Genomic DNA, 24,164 nt, shown 5'->3' on the forward strand with positions numbered 1-24,164 from the left:
TTCTCCACGAGATCGATAGGGCCAATACCCACCAACACTGGTAGGTGGCAGGCGTCTCTAAATCCCATTAAATAGAGTTGCGAAACAAATATTGGCAGAAGTGCCTTCAATAAATATCGGCGTAATTGGGGGGGAATTACGCTGCGAAATACATAAAGCCAAAAGCGCCGATCCGGCGCCACCTGACAACGAATTTCTGATCGGGAAATATCAATGAACTACCAAATATTGGTGGTTTGTTTTTATAAATTATCCAGCTGATTGAATTCAGGGTTCATCCGTTCATCTGCCTCTCGCTGGATCAGATGCTTGTGCCGATTAATTGGCATTTGCCAACATTTCGACGGCTGAATATTTAATAATTTTGTTTGCACGGGAGAGAGTATGTCGTACCGTTTGAAGACATCCGCGCGAGGGGGCAACCCACAAAGAACCTTTGCCTGGAGTGGGCGCTTTCTTGGAGGCCTGTTTGCAATCCTCGTCATCAGCGCACTAGGTCTAGGCAGTCCTGCTGTTGCCACTGCGCAAGGAGTTGACGAGTCGAGCTTGCCTAGCATTCCAGATTACTTTCAGCAAAAAGGCCAGCCTCGCACCAATTCAGCCGAGACGCAGTCCGTCAATGAACTGATCAACAACTTCACCGGCAAACTGCAGTACACCTTCACGGATCTGGTCATCCCTGGTAACGGCGGCATGGATCTTGTCGTCCAGCGCAGCTACAACAGCATCGACGACCCCCTGGTGACGCTCGCGCTGTGGAGCGACTATGAATACAGTCCTGCAGGCCTGGGCTGGACCATGCACATGGGGCGCGTGATTCGCGGTGCTAACAAAGGTATTTGTACCGCATCGTGGGCTTCGGCGTCCGCCAATCCCGTGCTGGAACTGCCCGATGGAAGTCGGCAGATTCTGTATGAAGACGATTCACCCACGCTGACGTGGCTCACCAAGGACTTCTGGCGTGCCAAGTGCGTGGCGGGTTACTTGCACGTGCAATCGCCCAACGGTACGACGTACGAGATGACCACCATCGGACACATGTTCGGAGCGCCTAGCAGCAAGCAAAAAGCCTACTACCCGAGCAAGATCACTGACCGCAATGGCAACTGGTTCAATATCACCTACCAGTTCCTTCCGTACGGCGTCTTGGCCATGAGCCAGATCACTGCAAGTGATGGTCGGTCGGTGGCATTCAGCTATAGCGGGTCGACCTTGGCATCCGTGACTGACACGACCAGCTCACCTACCCGCACATGGCAATACACAGTCTCCAGCGGGCCTGGTGGGCATGTGTACCTGGACAAAGTAGATCGTCCAGATGGCCTCTCATGGAAATATTCCTACCATCAGGCGTCCCCCGGCATTGGGTCCATGTCTCGCATCGAGTACCCCAGCGCAGGCAGTATCGATTACGCCTATAGCCACGTCGATTTCAAAGCGGGCACGCCGCGATACGGCAGCAGCACGGTTGTCGCCAGTAAAACTGCAGGCACCAACACCGCAGGCTTGCAGACCGGTACCTGGACATGGGCCTATGAGGTGGCGACCAACCCTTTGCCCTCCACCGTCGACGGGACCTGGATCAATTACCAATACAGTGTCCCGCCGCCTGATCGCAGCCAAGTGAATGTGACCTCTGTCACCGATCCGAATGGAAACCTTAAAGAGCACTTCCATTTCGGCATTCAATCTGTGCCTCAGGCCGCTACACGCGTAGGCCTGTTCATCGGCACTGTGTCTGACTTCGAATACACCTTGCTGGGTTACGAGCACATTCAGATATCGTCCCAACAGGACGTTGTCGCAAACATGTTCACTAACGCTTACTACTACCCTGACGCGAGCGTAGTCAACTACTACGTCACGATGCGCGCTGGCGAGACCTACGAGGTCGCAAAATATGACTACGACAACTGGGGCAATCCATCCACCATCGTAGAGATGGGCACCAACAACGACGACCGCACCTATACCCGGCAAACAGACCGGACCTACAACATCGACACCACCAAATGGCGGCTGCGCCAGGTGGCGAGTGAAACCGTCGCGGTTGATGGACAGACGCATGCAACCACCCGTCAATTCGATTCCAATGGGAACATGTTGTCGCAGTCGGTAGCTGGCGTGCCCGCAATGTTTACCTATCACAGCACTGGCGACCTGCAAACCCACACGAATGCCAAGGGGCAAGTCACAAGCTTCGGCGACTACCATCGCGGCACAGCGCGCTCGGAGGTTCAGCCGGGAAGCGTGATTCTCACGCGCAGCGTGGATGGTGCTGGCAACATCACTTCCGCAACCAATGGTCGGGGAAAGACGTCCACCTACGCCTACGACAGCCTCAACCGCGTGACCGCCATCACCCGACCAGAAGGCAATCCCATTGCCATTACCTGGGGCGCCACCTCGCGCAAGGTTCAACGGGGCAGTATGGCTGATCTAACCACGATGGATGGCATGGGGCGCGTGGTGCGCCGCGAAGTCAGCGCGCCGGGGGAAACGCCGATCGGTGTGGACTTCCGCTACGACATGCTGGGCCAACGCCTGTTCCAGTCCTACCCCAACAGCACCAAGGGAACGGGCTATCAATACGACATGCTGGGCCGCGTCATCACAACCCTGCATGGGAACCCGGCAGGCACAAATAGCGCCAATAGCATCGAGTACGCCTCCTACAGCGGCTTGCAAGTGACGCGGCAAGACACGGCCAACCGCGCTTCCATCGAGTCTTTCCGGGCCTTCGGCAGCCCAGCCGAGCGGCACACCGTCAACACCATCGCGGGGGAGGTCGCCAACAACCAGCTCTATATCGATGCCAGCGTGGACATCACGCGGGACCTGCTGGGCCAGCCAAAGACTGTGACCATGGATGGCAAGACGCGCACCTACGACTATGACAGCCGCTACTTCCTGGTCGCACGCACTGATCCGGAAACCGGTACGACCACCTTCGGCCGCGACGCCATCGGCAACATGACCAGCAAGGCCATCGGTGCAGCGCCAGCGATCACCTACACCTATGACGCCCGCAACCGGGTCACAGACATCACCTATCCACCCTCCGAAGATCCGAACGTTCCCAATGCGGCCAGCGTGAGCCGCACGTACAACGGCAACGACCTACCTGTCACCACTGTCAGCGGGACTATCGCACGCAGCTTCGGCTACGACGACGGCGACAAGTTGACGCAGGAAACGCTCACCGTTGGGGGCACTACGCAGACCCTGGGCTACAGCTACAACGCCAACGAGGCCTTGTCGCGCATCACCTACCCCTCGGGCAATCTGGTGAATTACAACCCGGATGCTTTCGGGCGCGCACGTGCGGTGACCCCCTACGTGACCCAGGTGAACTACCACCCCAATGGCATGCCCAGCGAGATCCAGTATGCCAACGGCGTGGTTTCCGCGATGGGCATCAACGATCGACAGTGGCCCTCAAGCCTTGAATTGAGCAAAGGTTCGACCAGCTTTATCGACAGCATGTACGGATACGACCAAGTGGGTAACCTCACGCAAGTCAACGAATATGCCGATGGGATCTACGCTCGCGCCTTTCAATACGACAAGCTCGACCGCCTGATCGTCGAAGCCAGCGTGGACGGCTCCCGCGAGTATTACTACGACGCCACCGGCAACCTTACCTACCTGCTCACGCCCAACGCGTTGAACACCTATGCCTATGGAGCCTCCACCGGTCTCCTCGATGGAGTCACAGGCGGGGTGAGCCGTGCGTACCAATACGACTCTGCCGGTAACGTGCGGGCCGATGGCAGCTGGACCTTTGGCCACGACCGCGCCAACAACCTGCGCTGCATTTCTTGCAGCGCGACCACCCCCACCCAGCACAGCTACGACAGCGACAACATGCGCGTGCAAACGAGCGATGGAATCAACACCACGCAGTATCTGCATAGCCAGCAGGGCCTGTTGCTGCAAACCCTCAAGCCCGGCGTAGAGCGCAAAGAGCACGTCTACCTGGGCCGCCGCCAAGTGGCCGAGCGCCGCATCGATCTGAACTGAGAGGAAGGTGTGCAATGAACAATACAACGATTGCAAAGCAAGGCATTCAGGTCGCGCTCGTCGTGGCACTCGCCTCGTTGGCAGGCACTGTATGGGCCCAGACAAAGATGGACACGGAGAAAGCCATCGCGGCCGCACCACGGCCCGACCCTAGCCTTCGGCCCCGGGTCGCCGAGCGCAGGACCGTACCGCTGACAACATCCACCCAGCAGAGTCCGAGCGCGCGGCGCCCGACTGCACAGGGCTTGGGCGCAAGCGCTCAAAGCCCCCGGGCTGCAGTCATGGTGGCAAGCGCATGCCAAGGCGTTGCCATGAGCAAGGAGCAGGCCCGAACGAGTGGCAGCATCTGCGCTCCAGCAGGTACAAGTCCCGTGCAGCTCGCCCAGGCTGAAGTGCCGCAAAAGACCACACTGAAAGTAGCGGCGGCTGAAGCGGACCAATTGAGCAAAACAGCCCAAGCGGCTGCACCCGACCTGCAGATCGCGGATCAAGAGCAGGGCAATTCAAATCAAGCGATCAATGCCCGCATGGCAGCCCCGGCCCCCGTGGCTCTGAAAGCGGGCCCCGGCGGTGTGGAAGCGATCCCCACGCTGTCCGAATGGGGTGTGTTGCTGTTGGCAGCCCTGTTGGGCGTCTTCGGCCTGCGCCAGACGGGCAAGCGCGGCGGTAAGCATTTGCTGCCGGGAGTGCTCGCTCTGGTGCTCGGTGGCGCACTGATGGCGACAGGGTCACCTGCGAATGCCACAACCCCGGACGTCATCACGTACCTGCACACGGACGTGAGTGGAAGTCCGTTGGCGGCCACTGATGCCACTGGCGCGGTGGTGTGGAAGGAGAGCTACCGAGCATACGGTGAGCGCGCGGTACAGCAAGCGGGCAGTGGGCAACAGACGCAGTGGTTCCATGGCAAAGAGCAGGATGCGAACACGGGCTTGCAATACTTCGGGGCGCGGTACTACGACCCGGTGGTGGGTCGGTTCATGGGCGTGGACCCGGTGGACTTCCAGGAAGGGAACCTGCATAGCTTTAACCGGTATGCGTATGGGAATAACAATCCGGTCAAGTACAAAGATCCGGATGGGAGCTATGCCGAAATCGCCTTCGAGGCATTGAGCCTAGCAATTGGCATTGACAGTTTTCGCAAGAACGTCAGTGCCGGAAGCTATAGTGCGGCTGCAGTGGATGGCGTAGGGGTAGTGGCCGATGCCATCCTTGCGGCGATACCTGTGGCGCCGGGTATCGCGGGCCTGGGAATTAAAGCCATTCGAGAGGGCGGAGAGGTTGCTGCAAAGGGTGGAACCTATTTGCTCAAGGACGCTGAAGGTATCGTGATGCGTACCGGCCGAACCAAAGATTTGGCAAGGAGAGAGCTTGAGCATGCGCGCGATCCGGCTTTGAAGGACTTGGACTTTAGTGCTGTGCATCGCACCGATGTCCGAGCCGAGCAGCGGGGTCTTGAGCAGATGCTGCATGACCAGTACAACCCGCCATTGAACGCAATCCGTCCGATCAGTCCTAGAAATCCTAGGTTGCAAACCTATATGGATGCGGCGCGAGACTTTTTGGGGATCAACTGATGAAAGCACTTCCTTATCGCGAAGGCTCATGGTTTGCGCTGCCGCTACGTGAAGGGGGGTACGCCATTGGCGTAGTGGCCAGGATGGCCCCAGAGGGGCGAATCATTCTAGCGTATTTGTTCGGGCCAAAACGTGATGCTGTTCCTGTTTTGTCTGAGGTTGAAAATCTGCGAGCGGAGGACGCGGTTAAGTGTCTTCGCATGGGTGACTTGGGTCTGGTGAATGGCGAATGGCCAGTCATTGGTGTTGCGCATTGGGTGCGGGAAGATTGGCCGATGCCTTCCTTTTTTAGGCGAGATCCCTTGTCCAAGCGCGCATGGCTGATCCGTTACTCAGACACTGATCCCAGCCAGATTGAGCAAGAAGATCTGTTTTCGAATTACGCTAGCGCTTTGGAAGAGGCAAGTGTTTGCGGGTATGGGTCAGTGGAGATAAAACTAACAAAGCTGCTGGGCAGCTAAAGAACAAAGGGCCGCTGACACCGGCCCTTTGTTCGTCTGGGGTTCGCTCAAGCCACGGACTTGCGGGTAGCGTCCATGCGCTACTTGAGCTTCCCGTGACCTGTAGTTCCGGGTGAAGAGCAGGGCAATTCCAGCCCGGCGATGAATGCCCGCGTGGCAGGCCCCCGTACCCGTCCCGTGGCCATGAAAGCAGGCCCAGTCGGGGTGGAATCCATCCCCACACTGTCCGAATGTGCGTGGACCCGGTGGACTTTCAGGAAGGGAACCTGCATAGCTTTAACCGGTATGCGTATGGGAATAACAATCCCAACCGGTACGTTGATCCGGATGGTCGGCATCCAATCTTGTGGGCCGCATTTGAAGTGGTAACTTGGCTGGGTGCTCGGCAAGCAGCCACGGTAGCGGTTGTCGAAGTAGGAGCAATGATGGCAGCGGGCGCCGCTGGGCCGGGGATTGCTGGGACGGAAGCTATGGCAGCCAAAGTGGCTTCAAAGGAAGCAAACTTTGTCTACAGAGGACTTGCCAAGGGCGAAGACACCGCACAAGGGCTTGCTGCGCGAGCGCCTGGTGTCGGCAATAGTACGATCAGCCACGTCGCAGGTAAACGCGATACGCAATGGATTTCGACTACTAAGGATTTAGACACCGCCCTTGAAAAGTATGGACAGAACGGCGTAGTTCGGATTGACCTGAACAAGGTCGGATCTGAGGTTCTCGACGTTTCCGATGGCTTCGCGAATGGCGGGCGGATGTCAAATTGGGCACGTCGAGATCAAGAGGTGCTGATTCGAGACTTTATTTCCCCGAACGCAATAGATCGGATCAAGTGATGGATTACAGTGGAATCATTGAGCAACTGGATTCTGAGTGGGATACGGACGGCTTCTTTGATCGAATCCGAAATGGAGATTACGATGCAAAACAAGCTCAAAAAATCCTCCAAATATTGGACGCCATAGATATCGGTATGGACGATTTAATGCCGAAACGGTTAGTGGCACTACTTTGGTATTTACCTAGCTTCCTCGGATGGCAATCTGATCGGGTTGCAGAAAGAGGCGGAGATAGAACTGCCTACGCAAAATTCACCGTTGACGTACAAAACATTTTAGAAAAAATGCTCGGCACTCCATAGCTGAATCGCCTTACATAACCAATCCTATCCCATTTGACAAAGCGTTTACTGAGTTTGTCTCAGAGTCGCCTGCGGCAGTGTTTGCAAACTTGGGCCCAGACAAAGATGGACACGGAGAAAGCGATCGCGACCGCACCACGGCCCGACCCCAGCCTTCGGCCCCCGGTACGTACCTGCACAATTCTCGCAAAAATGGAATCACCAACGGTTGATGACAAAGTGGAGTGGATTTTACTGCAAAATTCATAGCATCTTACGCAGTAAGAATGATGTCCGACGGCCAATTATTCTTTTAACTATAGATCCGGCCCCGTGAAGTCATAAGTTTTTCGGCATTGCCTCGATGGCAAATGATCGAATTTGTTCAAACTTCAGGGGGCCGGAGCAATAAAACAAAAATCCACCGACAACCCCTGCCAATTGCTAAAGCTGTGGGGTTCCGGGTGGTGTGGGGGTTGTGGTCGATGCCATCCTGGCGGCAATTCCTGTAGCACCGGGTATAGCGGGTCACATAGGCGATGCGGGGCGGAGATAAAAATGAAGCAATCAGGGCCTATTCGGGAAGACTTGCTGTCCAAGCTGGAAAACTTTTGTTCTGGTTCTGCGGTACGCAGCTGATGTTTCATCCTGAGCGGTGGCGCTAATCGAGGCGTCGGTGAGATCTAAAATACTTCGAACCACGGGCGCCAATGAGTCAGGTAGGGCATATTCGAAGATACGCACGGAGCACTACGATATCTGCTGTAAGTACACTGGGTTGATTGCCGAATGGAGTATGCTGCACAGTAGCCTAGGTTAATATCACAACACCTAGGTTTTAATTGGGAGTTTTCAATGTCGTTGAGAAATATACTTGCAGTATTCGCTGTTTTAATGGCTAGCATAAGTGCATCGGCAGCATCTTCTAATGGGGTTCTGTATGCAGTAGGGGGGACGGGAGGATTTGATTTAAATTATCCGGACGGATTTATAAAAACAATTCCGACTCCAGGAATGGCACCCATCAAACTCCAAAGCCGTTTTACATGGGCCCCCACCAATTCAATGAGCGATCATGCAGTTGTTGCTTACGTGCAAGGCTACAATCCAGCATTTTTGAATTCTGCACCTCCAGGCTTTAAGTCCGCTGTATGGACATATGGTGCTGGCGCGTTGGTCGCCGCAAACGGACTTAATCTAGAACTTTGGTTTAACCCAACGGTATCGGCATCCGGAAGCGCTCATGTCTGGAGCACAAATAATTTGTGTGGTTCGGCTGTTAATGCCAATCCAATAAACGTTTGTCTTGGGAGTAGTTATTCGGCAGAGGGCGCGTACGTTGAGCCGCTCCCCGCAAATTGGAGCTTTGTGCCGGGTAATCACTATTGGGTCAGAATCACAATTACTCCAGTGACCGGAGATTGGCTGAATCTGTACGCAGAGTTGTTTCAAGACAACTTTTCGTCAACCACGCTTGTGCAGCGAGCGCAAATTGGGTTTCAAAAATCAGCTTTCCTGCCTTTGAGTTCATCTGCCTCAGGCGCTGTTGCGCGTGCTCCGGGGTCCGGTGCCAATATCACTTGGTATGCCTTTGACTCTTTTTAGTCAGCGTGTCGCTGACCTGGCCTGTTCGGTGGCCGAGCACTGCTCAGTGGTGAGATGTGGGACTTGCTCAAGTAATCTGCATTGACGCCCTGCGCCTAGCTGCCGCATCCCGGACGATCATATGGCCGCTTGTGGAACAGATCCGGGTGCTCCTGATACCACTCTTTCATGGCCTGCATAGGCGTCTTGCTGCCCAGCGCTGACTGCGGCACCTGGTGGTTGTACAGGGCCACATAGCGCTGCAAGGTCTTCTCCATGTCCTCTCGGCTGTTGAATCGGTGGGTCTTCAGGACGTGCGCGATGCGGCCGTTGAACCGCTCCACCATGCCGTTGGTTCTGGGGCGTCCTGGCCTTGGTCAGGCGGTATTTATGCCCAGCTCCTGGCACAGTTGGTCGAGTTCATGGTTGCACCTTAGAGGTCTTGAGCTTTGAGCGCATTCACATCTAGCATGCACCAATGTCTGAAGCTTGGCGATGGCTGTCATCGGGGCATTCTCGAATTGCCTTGTGCGCGCGATCCTCACCGGCTCGCACGGAGCCTTCCTTCACACGCGCTTGATGGCCTGCACTTGAGCGAGCCGCTGCCACGGCAGGCCCCCGATGAGGGCATCGAACTGGGCCTGTGTGAGCGTGGATTGCTGCAGCGGCACTCCACCGCCGGGCCACACGAAGCGTCCTTGGCTCAGGCGGCGCGTTGCGCACCACACGCCAAAGCCCTCATGCGCCAGCAGCTTGATCCGCGTACATTGGCAAAGAGGTAGCCGTGATGTGCCTGGGCTGCACCGAAGACTTGCACCTCGCTGGCGATCAGGCGGTCGGCGCCAGCACGCATGTCCGCGGGATCTACTGCGAGCCAAATGGCATCGATGCGCATCATCGAAGTAGTTCGCGCATTCAGGTCGCACGCACATTCGCTGGCGGCATCGTTGGGCTAGGACATGGAGATCGAGGTCGTGACGCGACGCAATTGGATGCGGATGTCGGGGCCCGCAGTTTTGGCTGGCAGTTGCAACGGCACGAACGCGGCAGGTGTATCCGCCTCATGGCTGCTGGGCGTCGGCCGCGCAACTGGCAAGGCGCTACCGGGGCGCATCTCGGTGGCTTGCATTCAGCGGCGCAGTAGATTGGCGTTGATCCATTGGCCATCGACGCTTGCACAGCGACGAATTCAAAGGAAATGCGGTAGCCTCATGCATGCAGCTAGGAATCTCTACGCTGGCGACCTTTGCTGCCTTGTTCAGGAGTAATGTTCTGAATCACCCCGGGTTTGAACTGACCCCTTGAAGTTTGTCCAACTTCTGGGGGTCAGTTCAAACCCGGGGCGGTTCAGTCAGGCCAAAAAACGCCACGCTGGCATGAACCCGCAGCCAAGCATGACATTCCGCCTCTCGCTATAGCTGACGAGTGGCTGGGGAACGTCTATCGGGTCACTGATTTTGGGTGTGCCCCCTACGGCCTTCACCGCCACATCCGGAGAAAACCGTTCTCGAAGGCAGTTGATTTCCACGCTGAAGTGAGCCACTAACCCGGGTTAGGTTTGCGTGGAAATCAACACTCTGAGCCAAGATCGCTGAATGGACGTGGGAGAGGGATTGCCGTCTCACCTAATTTTGGAACGTCTCATCAATTTTAGAGCCCGACAGCCGGATCGGCCCGGTCAGCGCCTCGTCGCAATGGACGGGGCTGGCGAACACCCTGGAACTTGCTGCGACAGGTTGTGCAAATGCTTGCCGTCCTCAACGCTGGCGGTTCTCGCCCATCACGTCACGAAGGACGGTTCACGGACATCCCGCCCGGCATCGCTATGGAGCTTCCACGCCACGCCTCAAGACTGGCGCCGCAAGGTGCGGCGAGGCGTTCTCGCCCGTCGTTGGGGTGTTGACCTGGCCCGCGTCTGGGAGCGAGCCGGTGCAGCCTTCGTGCGGGGATGCAGAGTCGGCCCTGTCTCCTTTCGAAGCGGTTCGGCCCAAGGCGTCCTTGTGTTGTTGTGAATCCTGGCGGGGGCGCGGCTGCGCCTCGGGCTTCATGGCTGCAACCGTCCGGCGAAAACAATTTCCCCTGCGCTGCGCGCATTCCTCGCGGGCCAAATTCTTTTCGCCTCCCGGCTCTCCACTGTGTTGCGACCGCAAGCGGTGCAGCCCGCCCGTCCCCCGCCGGCCGGATCACAACAAGGACGCGATGGGCGCGAACCTTGTTCCACCAAAAGGAGTTTCATCATGGCCAACATCGGCAGCTTCACCGCAGACAAAGACAGCTTCACCGGCACGCTGCGCACCCTGACGCTCAACGTCAAGGTCAAGCTGGTGCCCAACGACAAGGGGGACAACGAGAAGGCCCCGGACTTCCGCCTGCAGGCCGCCAGCCACGACATCGGTGCGGCGTGGAAGAAGACCAGCGAGGCCGGGCGGGAGTACATCTCTGTGACCCTTGACGATCCTTCGTTCCCGGCCACGGTCTATGCCCGCCTGATCGAGGGCGAGAACGGCACGCACGACCTGATCTGGTCGCGCAGCAAGCCCCAGGCTGCCTGACGGCCACCAGCGCTCCGCCCACACGGCGGGGCGCAGTGCTGCCTTCGCGGCACTGCATGGAGGCAGCGCCGTCCCAGGGGCCTGAGCCAAGTCGAGTCGCCATCGTGTGTGTGAGTCTGCGGCTGCAAGATCGGCCGGGCGTGTCGGTGCCTTGCACCGCCGGGCTTTGCGAGCTGCGCCCCGTGCCGACTTCGCCGTCACGGCCATCCGGCTCCAATCCCTCACGCCTTCGCGCCTTGGGCGCTGCGCGCTTCGCTTGCCTCCGGGGGATCGGCGCAAGGCACATCCCCGCCGCGCAGGCTTGGCGCCCCTGCATACCCCCGAACCGGCGGCGCCGGATCGGCCGGGCCGGCGCCTACGGCTGGGCCGCTGCTGCGAGTTGGCTTTCAGCTTCGCTCATCAGCACGGCCGTGCTGCATTCGAGCGCGCCGGCGATCTTGAAGATGATCGCCAGCGTGGGCATGTGTTCGCCGCGCTCGATCTTTCCCATGTGGGAACGCTCGATGCCGGCCTGGTGCGCCAGCGATTCCTGCGCAATGCCGCGCTCCATCCGCAGCGCACGCACCGCAGCGCCGAAGGCGTGAGCCAGCTCGGCGTCATGGGTGGTGGAGCCGGCCGGTCGGCCGCGCTGGACGGGGCGCTTCTGCATGGACAGAAGCGTCCATTCGCAGCACAATTAAAACCACGTTATCTTTAACTCATTCAACCGATTCAATCCTTTTTTGTGGCTCTACGTTTTTACGGAAATCCGTATTTGGGGCTTCCTGCAGACGCGCAAAGCCGCATCTGCGCATTTCCTCGAATCCACCAATACGGCTTTACGCTTTCACGCTTCGGCGGATGTGTGCGAATGAGGAGGTACCCATGAATCGGCTCATCACCGAGGACGAGCGCAGTCAGTTGTTGGAACACGGCCTGGCCCGCGCGACTGGCCAGGCCGTTGACCCGCTGCCCGTGGTGCGGCTGTTCACCCCGGACGCACACGCCATCTGGTTGCTGGTTGCGCTCGACCCCGCCGACGGCAATACGGCCTATGGCCTGATCGACCTGGGAATCAGCATGCCCGAATTGGGTGAGGTCAAGTTGTCCGACCTCGCATCCATCGTCGGGCCGGGCCAGCAGCCCGTGATGCGGGACCTGTATTTCCGGGCGGTTCGCCCGTTGTCGGAGTACCTGCGATTGGCCCAGGAGAACGGTTCCATCCTCGATTGAGCCGTTCGCGCCACGGCCAAGCCGGGCGCATTGAGACTATTTCGGTCTTGCTCCAGACCAGTGAGGTCTTTGTCCGCACTGTTGCACCAAACCGATGCCATCCTGACGCAAACGGTCATGACGACAGCCGTGCGATGGGGCACGGTGGCTATTGCAGGAGGCGGCATTTCCTCGCGCGCCACCGTCGCATTCAGACGATTCACGCAATCCATCGGTTGCTTTTCGTCTTGACGCGCAAGTTACCAATCTAACAGCTTATTCACGATTGGACACTGGTTCGATGCGGTAACGTTTGCGTGTGAAACCGATGACGGCCGTCCTGCGGTTCTACGGGAGCTTGCGTCATAGCCGAGCCGCACCACCTCGCGCACTGGTATCCGACCGCCGCCTACCTCTACGTCCTGTGCCTGGACACGCTGGCGCTGGCCTGGGAGTACCTGCGCCGCCATCCCGACTATCGGGTCGATTGGCTGCGCCGTGCGCGCTACCCCGATGTTGCGCATCGCTGGGGCCTGCGTCTGCTGGAAGATCCGACCCTGGATGCGCGTGACGCACATCCAGCTTGGCTGCCCGGCCATGAGACCGTGGTGCAGCTCCACCCGGATGTAGATCCACCGCCGGATGCCATCACCTTCGCCTTCTGGCACGTCCCCGGCCACAAGCAGTTGCTGCACGACGGCAAGGGACTGGCGCTGATCGCGCGCAGCCCCGGCCATTGCCTGCGCTTCGCGCTGGCGCCTGGACTGGAGGACGGTATGGCCGTAACCCATGCCTATCGTGGGCGCGCCGTTACGCATGTGCCTGACGCGCCTAGGCCGATGGCGCGGCCCAGGCCTCCGCCCGCCGCACTATTGGAGCTGCACACCCTGCAGGCGCTCGACGCAACCCTGGCGGGCGCGTCCTTGCGCGAGGTTGCCAAAGGTTTGTTCGGCGTGGATGCCGCAGCCGGCTGGTACAGCGATGGCGGTCTGCGCTCCAAGGTGCGTCGTCTGGCGCGGCGCGGCGATGCGTTGATGCGCGGCGGCTATCGCCGCTTAGCACAACTGCCACCGTTTGAGAAGGGGCGTTTTGAAGGGAACCCAAAACGACCCTGAGCAGGAGGGCTTCGTTTTCTGAGACTGCCTCCATCCGGTTGCGCTGTGTGGCCGGAGCCCTGCAACCGATGGAGGTTCTCACCATGCGTCCTGCTCCCTTGTGGCTTGCCGCCGCTCCCGCAACCACCCCTGCAGCTGCCGCGCAGCCGCAGTGTTATCTGATAAACGACGAAGCCGCCGACTACTTGCGGCTGTCGCCGCGCACGCTGGAAAAGCAGCGCGTGCTGGGTGGGGGCCCCAAGTTCCGCAAGTTCGGCCGCCGCGTCATGTACGCCGTGGCCGACCTCGATGCCTGGGCCGCCGAGCGCAGCTTCGAGAGCACATCCGATCCCGAGTACGCCGAGCAGCATTCGGCGGACAGCCGTGCGCGCTGATCGCTTGCGCGCGGGTGGCCTTCGCCATGTCCAGCCCTGCGCTGCCGTCCCGGCAGCGGCCCGTGCCAGAGCGCGAACAGCTCGACCTGTTCCGCGCCCTGCCGGGCGACATGGCGCCGCGCGACAGCCAGGACTTGATGGCCTTTCCATTCTTCTCGCTGGCGAAGTCGCGGCGCATCGCGCCGATCGACTTCCGCGCCAGCGGCATAACGATCCGAGTGGAGGGCACGCAGGAGCACGGCATCGCCACGATTTGGGATGCGGACGTGCTGATCTGGGCGGCCAGTCAGATCGTGGAAGCGCGCGACGCGGGCTTGCGCCCGTCGCGGCTGATGCAGGCCACACCCTACGAGATCCTGCGCTTCATCGGGCGCGGTACGTCGCTGCGCGACTACCAGCGCCTCAAGGCCGCGCTCGACCGGCTGCAATCGACCACGGTGGCCACGTCCATCCGCGAAACCACGGGAAGGCGGTTGCACCGCTTCTCATGGATCAACGAATGGAAGGAACTGGCCGATGCCAAGGGCACGCCCTTGGGGCTGGAGCTGATCCTGCCGGACTGGTTTTACGCGGGCGTCATGGATGCCGCGCTGGTGCTGACCATCGACCCAGCGTATTTCCGGCTCACGGGCGGGATCGAGCGATGGCTGTACCGGCTGGTGCGCAAGCACGGCGGGCGACAGCCGGGTGGTTGGCAATTCGACTTTCAGCACCTGTACCGAAAATCGGGCAGCGTGGCGCGGTACTACGATTTCGCCGCCGACCTGCGGGCGCTGGTAGTGCGGCAAGCCCTGCCGGGCTACCAGTTGGGCGTCGAGTACGTCTCGGGCATTGCCTCGCCGCTGTTGACGTTCAGGCCCGTGCCGCAAACGGCACGGGGATAACAGCGACAAAGCCTGTGGACGGACTTGTGCTATCAGGCAACAGAGGTATCGTGCTATCACGCAACGAATCCTCGTGCTATCAGGCAAAAAAATCGACCGCAAAGCCAATGCTGGCGCGGGTTTCAGCCTCTCCTAACTTCCCTAACTTAAATTCTCTAACTTTTAGTAGAAGCGACGCGCCTCGGTGGACAACCGCCGAGCGGCACCATGCGCAGCAGCAACAGCCGGATTCTCCAACAGGGAGGGCCAGGCCATGATCGTTGCTCTGCTCAACCAGAAAGGCGGCGTGGGCAAGACCACGCTCGCCACCCACATCGCTGGCGAACTGACGATGCGTGGGCAGTCGGTCATCCTGCTGGACGCCGACCCGCAGGGCTCCGCGTTGGACTGGACGCAGCGCCGCAGCCTGCAAAGTTTGCCACGGCTGTTCAGCGCCGTGGGCCTCGCACGCGAAACACTGCACCAGGAAGCGCCAGAACTCGCCAGGCGGGCCGATCACGTAGTCATCGACGGGCCGCCCCGCATTGCCGCCTTGGCGCGCTCCGCGCTGCTGGCGGCCGAGCGGGTGCTTATCCCCGTGCAGCCCAGCCCCTACGACCTGTGGGCCAGTGCCGAGATGGTGGCGCTGATCCGGGAAGCCCAGGTATTCCGGCCTGCGCTGCGCGCGGCCTTCGTCATCAACCGGCGCGTCAGCACCACCGTGATCGGGCGCGAAGCACGCGGTGCGCTGGCCGAGCAACCGCTTCCTGCGCTGCGCTCGGAAGTGCGCCAGCGCATCGTCTTCGCCGACAGCGTGGCTGCTGGACGGCTTGCTCGCGAGACGGCGCCGGACAGCGCCGCCGCGCGCGAAATCACCGCTCTGGTCGATGAACTGCTGCGGTGGCCGTCATGAGCGGTCCCGCCAGCAAACGCACGACAAAGCGCGTCGGCATCGGCGCACGTCCGCCCGCGAGTCCGCACGCCGAGGCGTGGATTCGCCAGGGCAGCTCCGATGAAATCCAAAAGGGCGACCTCTACACAGCCCGCCTGACCCTCGAAATCACGCCTGGCATGCGTGCGCGCATCAAGGTATCGGCCTTCACGCAAGGCGTGACGCTGGCCGATCTGCTGCGCGCGCTGCTGGAGCGTGAATTCCCGGAGAAGTCTTCATGAACACACCCGCTTCGACTGCATCGGCGCCGCCGTCCATTCCGCCTGTTGGCGTGCCGCTGACGCGCGTTGCGCTCGCGTACATCGACCAGCGCTTCGACCTCTATCTGCGCTTTGGCGATCCCTCGCGCATCATCCGGTTCGACCGCTGGCGCCGCTGCGCGGTGTTCACGCCGAACGCGGTTCTTCTTTGCCGCATCCGCTGGCAGGCCAACGACTACGGCACGTTCCGCTGGCAGCTCATGGTGATGCAGGCGTGCATGCCGATGGAGGGCGTGCAGCGCATCCCCGGCGTGCAGCCGGGCGCGCGCCTGCTGCTGCACGCCGAGGGCGAGCCATCGGTGCTCCGTGCTGGAGTGCATCGACGCCCTCGAGGCGCTGGGAATCGCGCCCGCAGCCGCCTCGCCCGCGTACTGGCGCACGCTAGGCAACCGGCTCGCGGCGCGCTTGCCGCCGCCCGAATACAGCGCCGAGCGGCATACCGCTTGGCTGGCCGGGAACGCACTGCCATGACCACAATTTCTGTTTCCACTGCTGTCACGCAGCCACGCTCGCGCTTTCGCGCTCGCCTCGTGCTGGCTGGCCTCTCCGCCTGCGGCCTCGCTGCGCTGGCCTGGGCGTCTTTCGTGCATCCGCTGCCGCGCCTGACCTACAACCCATCCGACAGCGTGGCGGCCGGCTGGTATCGCGTCGATCCGCTCGACCATCGCGCCAGCTCGCTGCCAAGTCCGTTGTTTGCGGGCAGCATTGTGCTGGTTCCGCTGCACGCCGAGGCTGCCGCGCTCGCTGCGCAGCGCGGCTACCTGCCGACGCGCATCCCGTTGCTCAAGCGCGTAGGCGCGGTGGCACCGCAAGAGGTGTGCATCGCTAACGGCAGAGTCCGCATCGACGGCGTACCTTCGGCTGCCGTGCTGCCTGCCGATCGCTGGGGCCGGCTGCTGCCATCCTGGCAGCAGTGCCGCCGCCTGCGGCCTGACGAACTGTTCCTGCTCAGCGTCACCAATCCGGCGTCGTTCGACAGCCGATATTTCGGCCCGGTCAGCGCCACTGCCGTGATTGGCGTTGCGCGCCCGGTCTGGCTGGAGAAGTGTCCGTGATGGCCGCCGACTCGCTGCGCGTCATCGTGCTATCGGGCGTGTCGTTCCGGCTGCTGTTGCCGTGTCGTCGCGCGTGCAGTGCGCGTGCCGATCCTGCGTATCCGGCACCGCACTTCGCGCTGTCTCCGGCGCAGTCGTCCCATGTGCAGGCGTCTTCCATCGAACGCGGCTGGCCTTCGGCCATCGCCGTGTTCGCCCGGGCGCTTGCTGCAGGTGAAGCAGCGCCACCGGAACGCAGTTGCCGAGAGCGAGAACCTGGGGGGCAGGGGGAGAAAAATGCGGAAGGCAAGACAAAAGGACACGGCACCGGGCCGCGTCGAACGCCAGTCTGCACGTGGGGTTGGCGCAGCACGGCGCGGCTTCGCCGCCGTGCTGCTTGTGGCGCGAGGCCCGCGCCAATGCAGGCATGTCCGCTTGCTTCGCACGACCGGACGCGCTGGCGCTTGCAGAGAGCACAGCCATGACCGACCGCCGCGACGACGACGACGACGACGACGACGACGACGACGACGACGACGACGATTTTCCCATTCGGCCCAGCGCTCCGAAGAACCGTGGTCAGGGCTTCGTCTCCAAGGTGCTCAAGCAGGCGGGCAAGGCCAGCAGCGGGAAGTCCTCGGTGCGCCGCCCTGGTGGCAGTGGCAGTAACAGTGGCAAGGGCACCAGAACCGGCCAGCGGCCCGGCTCGCGGCTAGGGCGCGGCCATACGGCGGCACGGTTCGCAGGCGCGAAGCTCACGCCCCTATCTAGGCGCGTGACCATCAAGACCTTGCTGGTCAATCAGCAGCGGGCCAGCCCGCAATCGCTTGCCAAGCACCTGCGCTACATTGAGCGCGATGGCGTGGGCCGTGATGGCGAGCCAGGCCGAGCCTACGGGCCGCAGACCGACGAAGCCGACCTTGATGCCTTCAAGGAACGCTGTGCTGATGACCGGCATCACTTTCGCTTCATCGTCTCCCCCGAGGATGGAGCGGAACTGGATGATCTGCGTACCTTTACCCGCCACCTGATGGGCCGCATGGAGGCTGACCTGGGCACACGACTGGAATGGGTGGCAATCGATCACTGGAACACCGACAACCCGCACACGCACCTGATCGTGCGAGGGCGCGACGACACCGGAAAAGACCTCATCATCGCGGGCAACTACATTGCCGATGGCTTCCGTCATCGGGCCGCGGAGCTGGAGACCGAATGGCTCGGGCCGCGCACGGAGTTGGAAATCCAGCAGACCTTGCAGCGCGAAATGGAGCAAGAACGATGGACGAGCTTGGATCGCACGCTTAAGCGTGAGTTGGACGATGACGGCCGGGTGCAGATTGAGCGCTTCAACGACCCCCGACTGCAACGCCAGCGCCTGCTGCTGATCGGCCGGCTACAACGCTTGGAGCTGCTGGGCCTTGCCGGCGAGATGAAACCCGGCACCTGGGCCGTCCATGCCGACGCTGAGAAGACCTTGCGCACTCTCGGCGAGCGCGGCGACATCATCCGCACCATGCAGCGCGCCATGAGCGGCCAGCCGCGCGAGCTGGCGGTGTTCGAGCCGGGTGATGATGGCCGCACGATCATCGGCCGCGTGGCCGCAAAGGGACTGGCCGACGAGTTGCGCGACCGGGACTATCTGGTCATCGGCGGCGTGGACGGCAAGGCCCACTATGTCGCGCTCAATGCCCGCGACGAGTTGGCGACCTACCCAGCGGGCGCGGTGGTGGAAGTGAAGGGCGCGGCCGACGAGCGCGCGGCCGACCGCAACATCGGAGCGCTGGCGAGCGATGGCCTGTACCGCACCGACCATCACCTCGCCGTCGCGCAGGGGCAGGCCGTGCCGGGCCGCGATCCGCAAGAGGTGGTGGCGGCCCATATACGTCGGCTGGAAGCTCTGCGCCGGGCCGGCATCGTGGAGCGTGTGGCCGAGGGGCTGTGGAAGGTACCCGACGACCTGTCCGAACGCGGACGACAGTACGACGCGCAGCGCCTGGGTGGCGTGGCTGTGGAGCTGAAATCGCACCTGCCCATCGAGCGGCAGGCGCGCGTGATTGGCGCCACCTGGCTGGACCAACAGTTGATCGGCGGTGGCAAAGGGCTGGGGGACTTGGGCTTTGGCTGCGAAGTCAGGGAGGCGCTGCAGCTGCGCGCCGACTTCCTGTCCGAATGGGGACTGGCCGAGCGGCGCGGCCAGCGCGTGATCCTGGCACGCAACCTGCTGGCAACACTGCGCAACCGGGAACTGGCGCGGGCCGCCAAGGACATTGCTGCCGAAACGGGCCTCGAGCATCGCCTGGTGACGGACGGTCAGCGCGTGGCGGGCATTTTCCGCCGCAGTGTCATGCTCGCCAGCGGGCGCTACGCGATGCTCGATGACGGGATGGGATTCTGCCTGGTGCCTTGGAAGCCGGTGATCGAGCAGCGACTGGGGCAGCAGATCGCGGCGATGCTGCGCGGCGACGGGGTGTCGTGGGAGATCGCGCGACAGTGTGGCCCTGTCATCGGCTAATTGACTGGACGAGCAGACTCAGCGGTCTAGCGCACGCAGTACAACCGCAAGGTTCTTCACCGCGATCTCCAGTTCCTTCGGCGCATACGCGGCAAAGCCCATGAGGAACCCGGGCCGGCACGCGCCCGATGCATGCAATGGCGTAAGCCCCAGCAAATCAATACCGGCACGCCGCGCTGCGCCCACGACTTCCAGTTCGGGAATATCGCGAATGAGCCGACAAGGCATTTGCATGCCGCCGTCCGGCACTTCTGGTTCCACGAAGTCTGCCAGGTGCTCGCGCACGAGCTGCGCCAGGACATCGCGTCGCTCACAATAGACGGCACGCATGGTTCGCACATGCGCCCCGAAATGCCCGCCCTCCATGAAGCGCGCCAGGGTCAGTTGCGCAATTGGCGCGCTGTGTCCATCCAGCAAGGTGCGTGCGGCGGTCATCGGCGCCACAAGCTCAGGCGGCAGCACCATGAAGGCAATACGCAAGCCCGGAAACATCGACTTGGTGAACGTGCCGATGTAGATCGTTCGCTGCTGCGGGTCCAGCCCCTGTACGCAGGCCGTGGGTTTGCCCGCGTAATGGAACTCGCTGTCATAGTCATCCTCGATGATCCAGGCATGGTGCTGCTGGGCCCATTCGATGACGTCCAACCTCCGGTCCAGTGCCAACGTGACTCCGGTTGGAAACTGGTGCGAAGGCGTAAGAAACACCGCCTTGCCCGGTTGTCGCACCTTGCGCAGGTGCCCCACCTGCATTCCCTCGGCATCCAGCGGGACGGGCACGCATTCCAGCCCCGCGGCGTCGAACGCCTTGCGCGCGCCGTGGTACATGGGGTCTTCGGTGAAGATGCGATCGCCAGCATCCAGCAGCACGGTAGCGCACAGGGTCAAGGCTTGCTGTGAACTGGTGACCACCAGCACACGCTCGGGGGTCGCATGCGCGCCGCGTTCGAGGTTGACGTAATTGGCAATCGCGCGCCGTAGCGGCTCCAGTCCTTGCGGGGGGCTGTGCAGCAGTGCTGTGGTGCCCCAGTCCTTCAACACCTGCCGCTCCAGCCGCTCCCAGGTGGGCAGTGGGAAAGTGCGCGTTTCCGGCACGCCAGGAGCGAACGGGCGAGGCGTCAGAAAGTCTCGTACCCCGCCAGCACGGTACATGGCCGCACCGCGCTGGCTCAGCTGCAGAGGTACCCGCTGTGGTCCAAGGCGCCGCGCCGTGCCACATCCAGGCAAACGCAAAGCCCGCTCCGAAACGAAGCTGCCGCTGCCCACGCGTCGCTCGATAAAACCCTCAGCATGCAACTGGCTGTATGCCGACTCCACTGTGTCGCGTGACACGTCCAGCGACTTCGCCAGGGCGCGGGAAGCAGGCAGCGGTGTGGCGACATCGAGTGCACCGTCGAGTATCAGTTGCCGAATCGCGCGTTGAATGCGCGCGTGCAAGGGCAACGCCCCATTTGCCGGATCAAGGACCCAGGCTTTTACGGATTCGAGTTGTGCATGCTTGAACAATTGGCCGGTATCGCATCAAAAAATTGGTGGGGCGCAGTATGCCATTCAAGATCTATAAATCCTTACCAGGTTCAGCCCAATAGATCACTCTCAAGAGCCCGATACAAACCATGTCATCCGCCTCGTCCTCCCCATCCTCCCGTTTGCTTGATCTCACCCATCCCATCGTCGCGGGTCTCATTTCGGTCATCGTCAACTATGGCGGGACTTTCATTTTGGTGTTCCAGGCGGCCAAGGTGGCAGGCCTGAGCCCGGAGTTGACGGGATCGTGGGTGTGGTCGATTTCGATTGGCGTGGGCGCCACGGGAATCATCCTGAGCTGGCTGACGCGCGAGCCGATCATTACCGCGTGGTCCACGCCGGCTGCAGCGTTCCTGGTGACGGCGCTGGCGACCACTCCCTATGCCGAAGCGGTGGGCGCGTATCTGATTTCAGCCGCTGCTTTTGTGGTGCTAGGCCTATCGGGATGGTTCGAGCGCCTGATCCGGCTGATTCCACATGGTGTGGCGGCAGGTTTGCTCGCAGGCATCTTGCTGCAATTTGGTATCAAGGCTTTCGGCGGCATGAACATCGACCCGTTGTTGGCCGGTTTGCTCATCGTGACCTATGTGGTGCTCAAGCGGTTCAGTGCGCGCTATGCCGTCGTTGGCATTCTGGTGCTGGGCCTGCTCTTTCTGCTGACGCAGGATCGGGTAGACCTGTCGGGGTTGGCGTTGAAGCCCGCCGCGCCGGTCTTCACCATGCCGGTGTTCTCGCTCAGTGCTTTGCTGGGCGTCGCACTGCCGCTGTTCCTCATCACGCTGACCGGCCAGTACATGCCGGGCATGCTGGTGCTTCGCAACGACGGGTTCAAGACCAGCGCCAATCCCATCGTGACGCTGACCGGGCTGGGATCGCTGCTGATGGCGCCGTTCGGCTCACACGCCTTCAACGTTGCTGCCATCACGGCAGCCATCGCAACGGGCCGGGAAGCGCACGAAGATCCGTCCAAGCGCTGGATTGCAGGCATCGCCGCAGGCCTGTGCTACATCCTCGTGGGCGTATTCGGCGTGACACTGGCCGCTGTCTTCATGGCCCTTCCGGCGACCTTCATCACGACGCTGGCGGGCCTGGCGCTGCTGGGTACCATTGGCGGTAGCCTGGCCACCGCCTTGGCCGACATGAAGACGCGAGAAGCGTCTCTGATCACCTTCCTGGCTTCGGCGGCCAACATCACATTGCTGGGCATCGGTGGCGCATTCTGGGGCCTGGTAATTGGATTGGTGGCCCATGCCGCGCTCAACGGACAACGGCCGCACCGTGGGCGACAGGCCATCGCGGCACCGACTGCCAAACCCGCGATCAACGGGGAGAGAGCAAATGCCTGAGCCGTCCCACACACTGACCCGTCACGACCAGCATGGCCACTATCCCCAGGCAGCCTCCGTCGAGGACTTCCGACACAACCTGGCAGCAGTACGGGCTCGCATGGATGCCGCCTGCCACCGCGCTGGGCGTGATCCTTCCGGGGTCCGCCTGCTGCCAGTGAGCAAGACCAAGCCCGAGGCCAGCCTGCGCCTGGCCTACGCGGCCGGTTGCCGCGTGCTGGGTGAAAACAAGGTGCAGGAAGCCTTCGGCAAATGGGGGGCCATGCAGGATCTGACTGATTTGCACTGGTCGGTCATCGGCCATCTGCAGAGCAACAAGGCCAGGCTGGTGGCGCGCTTCGCCAGTGAGTTCCAGGCACTGGACAGTCTGCGCGTGGCCGAGGCGCTGGAGCGGCGCCTGCAGGCCGAGGGTCGCGCGCTGGATGTGTTCGTGCAGGTCAACACCTCGGACGAGGTCAGCAAGTACGGGCTGTCGCCCGAGGACGTTTCGGCCTTCCTGCGCGCGCTGCCCGCTTTCCCGGCACTGCGCGTGCGAGGGCTGATGACGCTCGCGCTGTTTTCTTCCGATGCTGATCGGGTACGCCAGTGCTTCATTCTGCTGCGCACTTTGCGCGACCAGTTGCGCCAGAGTGCGCCCGCCAGCATCGCCTTGGAGGAGCTGTCCATGGGCATGTCCGGCGATTTCGAGATCGCCATCGAGGAAGGCGCCACGGTGGTTCGTGTTGGCCAAGCCATCTTTGGCGCTCGCCCCTTGCCGGATAGCTACTATTGGCCCGGCGAGCCCAGTACCAAGGAGCCACGCCCGTGAAAACCGTCATTGCCCTGCGACATCTGCATTTTGAAGACCTGGGTACGCTCGAGCCCCTGCTGGTGGCGCGCGGTTATGCGGTGCGCTATGTAGATGCCACCACCGATGATTTGCATGCCCTTGACATGGCAGCAGCTGATCTGCTGGTGGTACTGGGTGGTCCCATAGGCGCCTTCGATGACCACATCTACCCTTTCATCCGCGACGAACTGGCGGTAGTTCAGCAGTGGCTGGCAAGCAGGCGCCCGCTGCTGGGGATCTGCCTGGGGGCACAGCTGATTGCCCGCGCACTTGGTGCAAGTGTTGCCAGCATGGGTGTCAAGGAAATCGGCTTTGCGCCGCTGACACTGACCCAGGATGGCGAGGGGTCACCATTGGCGGCACTGGGCCAAACGCCGGTGCTGCACTGGCATGGCGACCACTTCGGCATTCCCGACGGAGCAACGAGACTGGCGGGGACACAAACCTGTGCCAATCAAGCTTTCAGCATAGGGCGCAATGTGCTGGCCCTGCAATGCCATCTGGAGGCCAACCCGCGCCAAATCGAGCGCTGGCTCGTTGGTCATGCCTGCGAACTGGCGCAGGCTGGCATCGACGCGCGTGCCTTGCGCAGCGAAGCGCAAGCTCTGCAATCCGGCTTGCCGCAGGTGGCACGGGCTGTATTTACCGCGTGGCTGAACGAGGTGGAGACAGGCCCTCCCAGGGAGGGCCTGTGAACCAATTCCTATCCTCTACGGCATTTGGACCGCTATCGCTGGAGCTGGTCTCGGTACAGTAGCAGGTGAACTATGGCCGCGTGAGCAACAACGCCACGGCTCCTACCTGGAGTCGACGGGCCTGTCGGTGGCGGCGATGCCGACTGTCGTACTAG

The 24,164-nt window shown here is 61.4% G+C and carries 21 protein-coding genes and 2 pseudogenes; 19 read left to right on the forward strand and 4 right to left on the reverse strand.

Annotated elements, in window-relative coordinates; genetic code table 11:
• The first annotated feature begins 546 nt into the window (after window positions 1–546).
• The 6 genes from KI609_RS09675 to KI609_RS09700 all read left to right on the forward strand — a co-directional run bounded on the left by KI609_RS09675 (window position 547) and on the right by KI609_RS09700 (window position 8,780).
• Entirely contained in the window at window positions 547–4,023 is a 3,477-nt protein-coding gene (locus KI609_RS09675) for an RHS repeat domain-containing protein (RefSeq protein WP_226449502.1), read from the forward strand.
• A 371-nt stretch (window positions 4,024–4,394) separates the two neighbouring features.
• On the forward strand, window positions 4,395–5,600 hold the full coding sequence (locus tag KI609_RS09680; protein WP_226449504.1) for an IPTL-CTERM sorting domain-containing protein: 1,206 nt from the start codon (window positions 4,395–4,397) through the stop codon (window positions 5,598–5,600).
• A complete protein-coding gene (locus KI609_RS09685) occupies window positions 5,600–6,061 on the forward strand; it encodes an immunity 26/phosphotriesterase HocA family protein (RefSeq protein ID WP_226449506.1) in 462 nt (153 codons plus the stop codon). The genes KI609_RS09680 and KI609_RS09685 overlap by 1 nt, the downstream gene beginning before the upstream one ends.
• Window positions 6,062–6,531: 470 nt before the next feature.
• The gene (locus KI609_RS09690) at window positions 6,532–6,891 is read left to right on the forward strand and encodes a hypothetical protein (protein ID WP_226449508.1); all 360 of its coding nucleotides are present in this window, start codon (window positions 6,532–6,534) and stop codon (window positions 6,889–6,891) included.
• A complete protein-coding gene (locus KI609_RS09695) occupies window positions 6,891–7,196 on the forward strand; it encodes a hypothetical protein (RefSeq protein WP_226449510.1) in 306 nt (101 codons plus the stop codon). Before KI609_RS09690 ends, KI609_RS09695 begins: the two co-directional genes overlap by 1 nt.
• 834 nt (window positions 7,197–8,030) lie before the next feature.
• Window positions 8,031–8,780: a hypothetical protein gene (locus KI609_RS09700; RefSeq protein ID WP_226449512.1), complete on the forward strand. Its 750-nt coding sequence runs from the start codon at window positions 8,031–8,033 to the stop codon at window positions 8,778–8,780.
• 95 nt (window positions 8,781–8,875) lie between these two features.
• Here KI609_RS09700 and KI609_RS09705 read toward each other — a convergent pair.
• Together KI609_RS09705 and tnpB are read right to left on the reverse strand one after the other, a co-directional pair.
• Window positions 8,876–9,193, reverse strand: a pseudogene (locus KI609_RS09705) (integrase core domain-containing protein); the annotation flags it as partial.
• 132 nt (window positions 9,194–9,325) lie between these two features.
• Window positions 9,326–9,691, reverse strand: a complete 366-nt coding sequence (gene tnpB / locus KI609_RS09710) for a transposase (RefSeq protein WP_226449514.1) — start codon at window positions 9,689–9,691, stop codon at window positions 9,326–9,328.
• A gap of 1,305 nt (window positions 9,692–10,996) precedes the next feature.
• Between tnpB and KI609_RS09715 the strand changes: the two genes are divergently transcribed.
• Entirely contained in the window at window positions 10,997–11,311 is a 315-nt protein-coding gene (locus KI609_RS09715) for a DUF736 domain-containing protein (RefSeq protein WP_226449516.1), read from the forward strand.
• Window positions 11,312–11,666: 355 nt separating this feature from the next.
• On the opposite strand, the gene KI609_RS09720 is transcribed toward KI609_RS09715, so the two are convergent.
• A complete protein-coding gene (locus KI609_RS09720) occupies window positions 11,667–11,960 on the reverse strand; it encodes a helix-turn-helix domain-containing protein (RefSeq protein ID WP_226449518.1) in 294 nt (97 codons plus the stop codon).
• Between the two features lie 215 nt (window positions 11,961–12,175).
• Between KI609_RS09720 and KI609_RS09725 the strand changes: the two genes are divergently transcribed.
• From KI609_RS09725 to KI609_RS09765, 9 genes and pseudogenes are all read left to right on the forward strand, one after another.
• Window positions 12,176–12,523, forward strand: coding sequence for a DUF2958 domain-containing protein (locus KI609_RS09725; RefSeq protein ID WP_226449520.1), 348 nt, complete (start codon window positions 12,176–12,178; stop codon window positions 12,521–12,523).
• Window positions 12,524–12,867: 344 nt separating this feature from the next.
• Complete coding sequence (locus KI609_RS09730) at window positions 12,868–13,617, forward strand: DUF2285 domain-containing protein (RefSeq protein ID WP_226450293.1); 750 nt, start codon at window positions 12,868–12,870, stop codon at window positions 13,615–13,617.
• Window positions 13,618–13,700: 83 nt separating this feature from the next.
• Window positions 13,701–13,991 carry a helix-turn-helix transcriptional regulator gene (locus KI609_RS09735; protein ID WP_226449522.1) on the forward strand — a complete coding sequence of 97 codons (291 nt, stop codon included), beginning with the start codon at window positions 13,701–13,703 and terminating at the stop codon, window positions 13,989–13,991.
• Between the two features lie 26 nt (window positions 13,992–14,017).
• Window positions 14,018–14,875: a replication initiator protein A gene (locus tag KI609_RS09740; protein ID WP_226449524.1), complete on the forward strand. Its 858-nt coding sequence runs from the start codon at window positions 14,018–14,020 to the stop codon at window positions 14,873–14,875.
• A 253-nt stretch (window positions 14,876–15,128) separates the two neighbouring features.
• Window positions 15,129–15,767: a ParA family partition ATPase gene (gene parA / locus KI609_RS09745; RefSeq protein WP_226449526.1), complete on the forward strand. Its 639-nt coding sequence runs from the start codon at window positions 15,129–15,131 to the stop codon at window positions 15,765–15,767.
• Window positions 15,764–16,027 carry a chromosome partitioning protein ParB gene (locus KI609_RS09750; protein ID WP_226449528.1) on the forward strand — a complete coding sequence of 88 codons (264 nt, stop codon included), beginning with the start codon at window positions 15,764–15,766 and terminating at the stop codon, window positions 16,025–16,027. Before parA ends, KI609_RS09750 begins: the two co-directional genes overlap by 4 nt.
• Window positions 16,024–16,537 (forward strand): annotated as a pseudogene (locus KI609_RS09755) (DUF2840 domain-containing protein). The gene KI609_RS09750 and the pseudogene KI609_RS09755 overlap by 4 nt, the downstream one beginning before the upstream one ends.
• Entirely contained in the window at window positions 16,534–17,121 is a 588-nt protein-coding gene (locus KI609_RS09760; protein WP_226449530.1) for a S26 family signal peptidase, read from the forward strand. Before KI609_RS09755 ends, KI609_RS09760 begins: the two are co-directional and overlap by 4 nt.
• A gap of 460 nt (window positions 17,122–17,581) precedes the next feature.
• On the forward strand, window positions 17,582–19,615 hold the full coding sequence (locus KI609_RS09765; RefSeq protein ID WP_226449532.1) for a relaxase/mobilization nuclease and DUF3363 domain-containing protein: 2,034 nt from the start codon (window positions 17,582–17,584) through the stop codon (window positions 19,613–19,615).
• A gap of 18 nt (window positions 19,616–19,633) precedes the next feature.
• On the opposite strand, the gene KI609_RS09770 is transcribed toward KI609_RS09765, so the two are convergent.
• Window positions 19,634–21,118, reverse strand: coding sequence for a PLP-dependent aminotransferase family protein (locus KI609_RS09770; RefSeq protein WP_226449534.1), 1,485 nt, complete (start codon window positions 21,116–21,118; stop codon window positions 19,634–19,636).
• 110 nt (window positions 21,119–21,228) lie between these two features.
• On the opposite strand from KI609_RS09770, the gene KI609_RS09775 reads away from it, so the two are divergent.
• From KI609_RS09775 to KI609_RS09785, 3 genes are read left to right on the forward strand one after another with little or no spacing between them, the layout of a single operon-like run.
• A complete protein-coding gene (locus KI609_RS09775) occupies window positions 21,229–22,485 on the forward strand; it encodes a benzoate/H(+) symporter BenE family transporter (protein WP_226445105.1) in 1,257 nt (418 codons plus the stop codon).
• Entirely contained in the window at window positions 22,478–23,293 is an 816-nt protein-coding gene (locus tag KI609_RS09780) for a YggS family pyridoxal phosphate-dependent enzyme (protein WP_226449536.1), read from the forward strand. The genes KI609_RS09775 and KI609_RS09780 overlap by 8 nt, the downstream gene beginning before the upstream one ends.
• On the forward strand, window positions 23,290–24,009 hold the full coding sequence (locus KI609_RS09785; RefSeq protein WP_226449537.1) for a glutamine amidotransferase: 720 nt from the start codon (window positions 23,290–23,292) through the stop codon (window positions 24,007–24,009). Before KI609_RS09780 ends, KI609_RS09785 begins: the two co-directional genes overlap by 4 nt.
• The last annotated feature ends 155 nt before the right edge of the window (window positions 24,010–24,164 follow it).

Source organism: Acidovorax radicis (assembly GCF_020510705.1).
GTDB lineage: Bacteria > Pseudomonadota > Gammaproteobacteria > Burkholderiales > Burkholderiaceae_C > Acidovorax > Acidovorax radicis_A.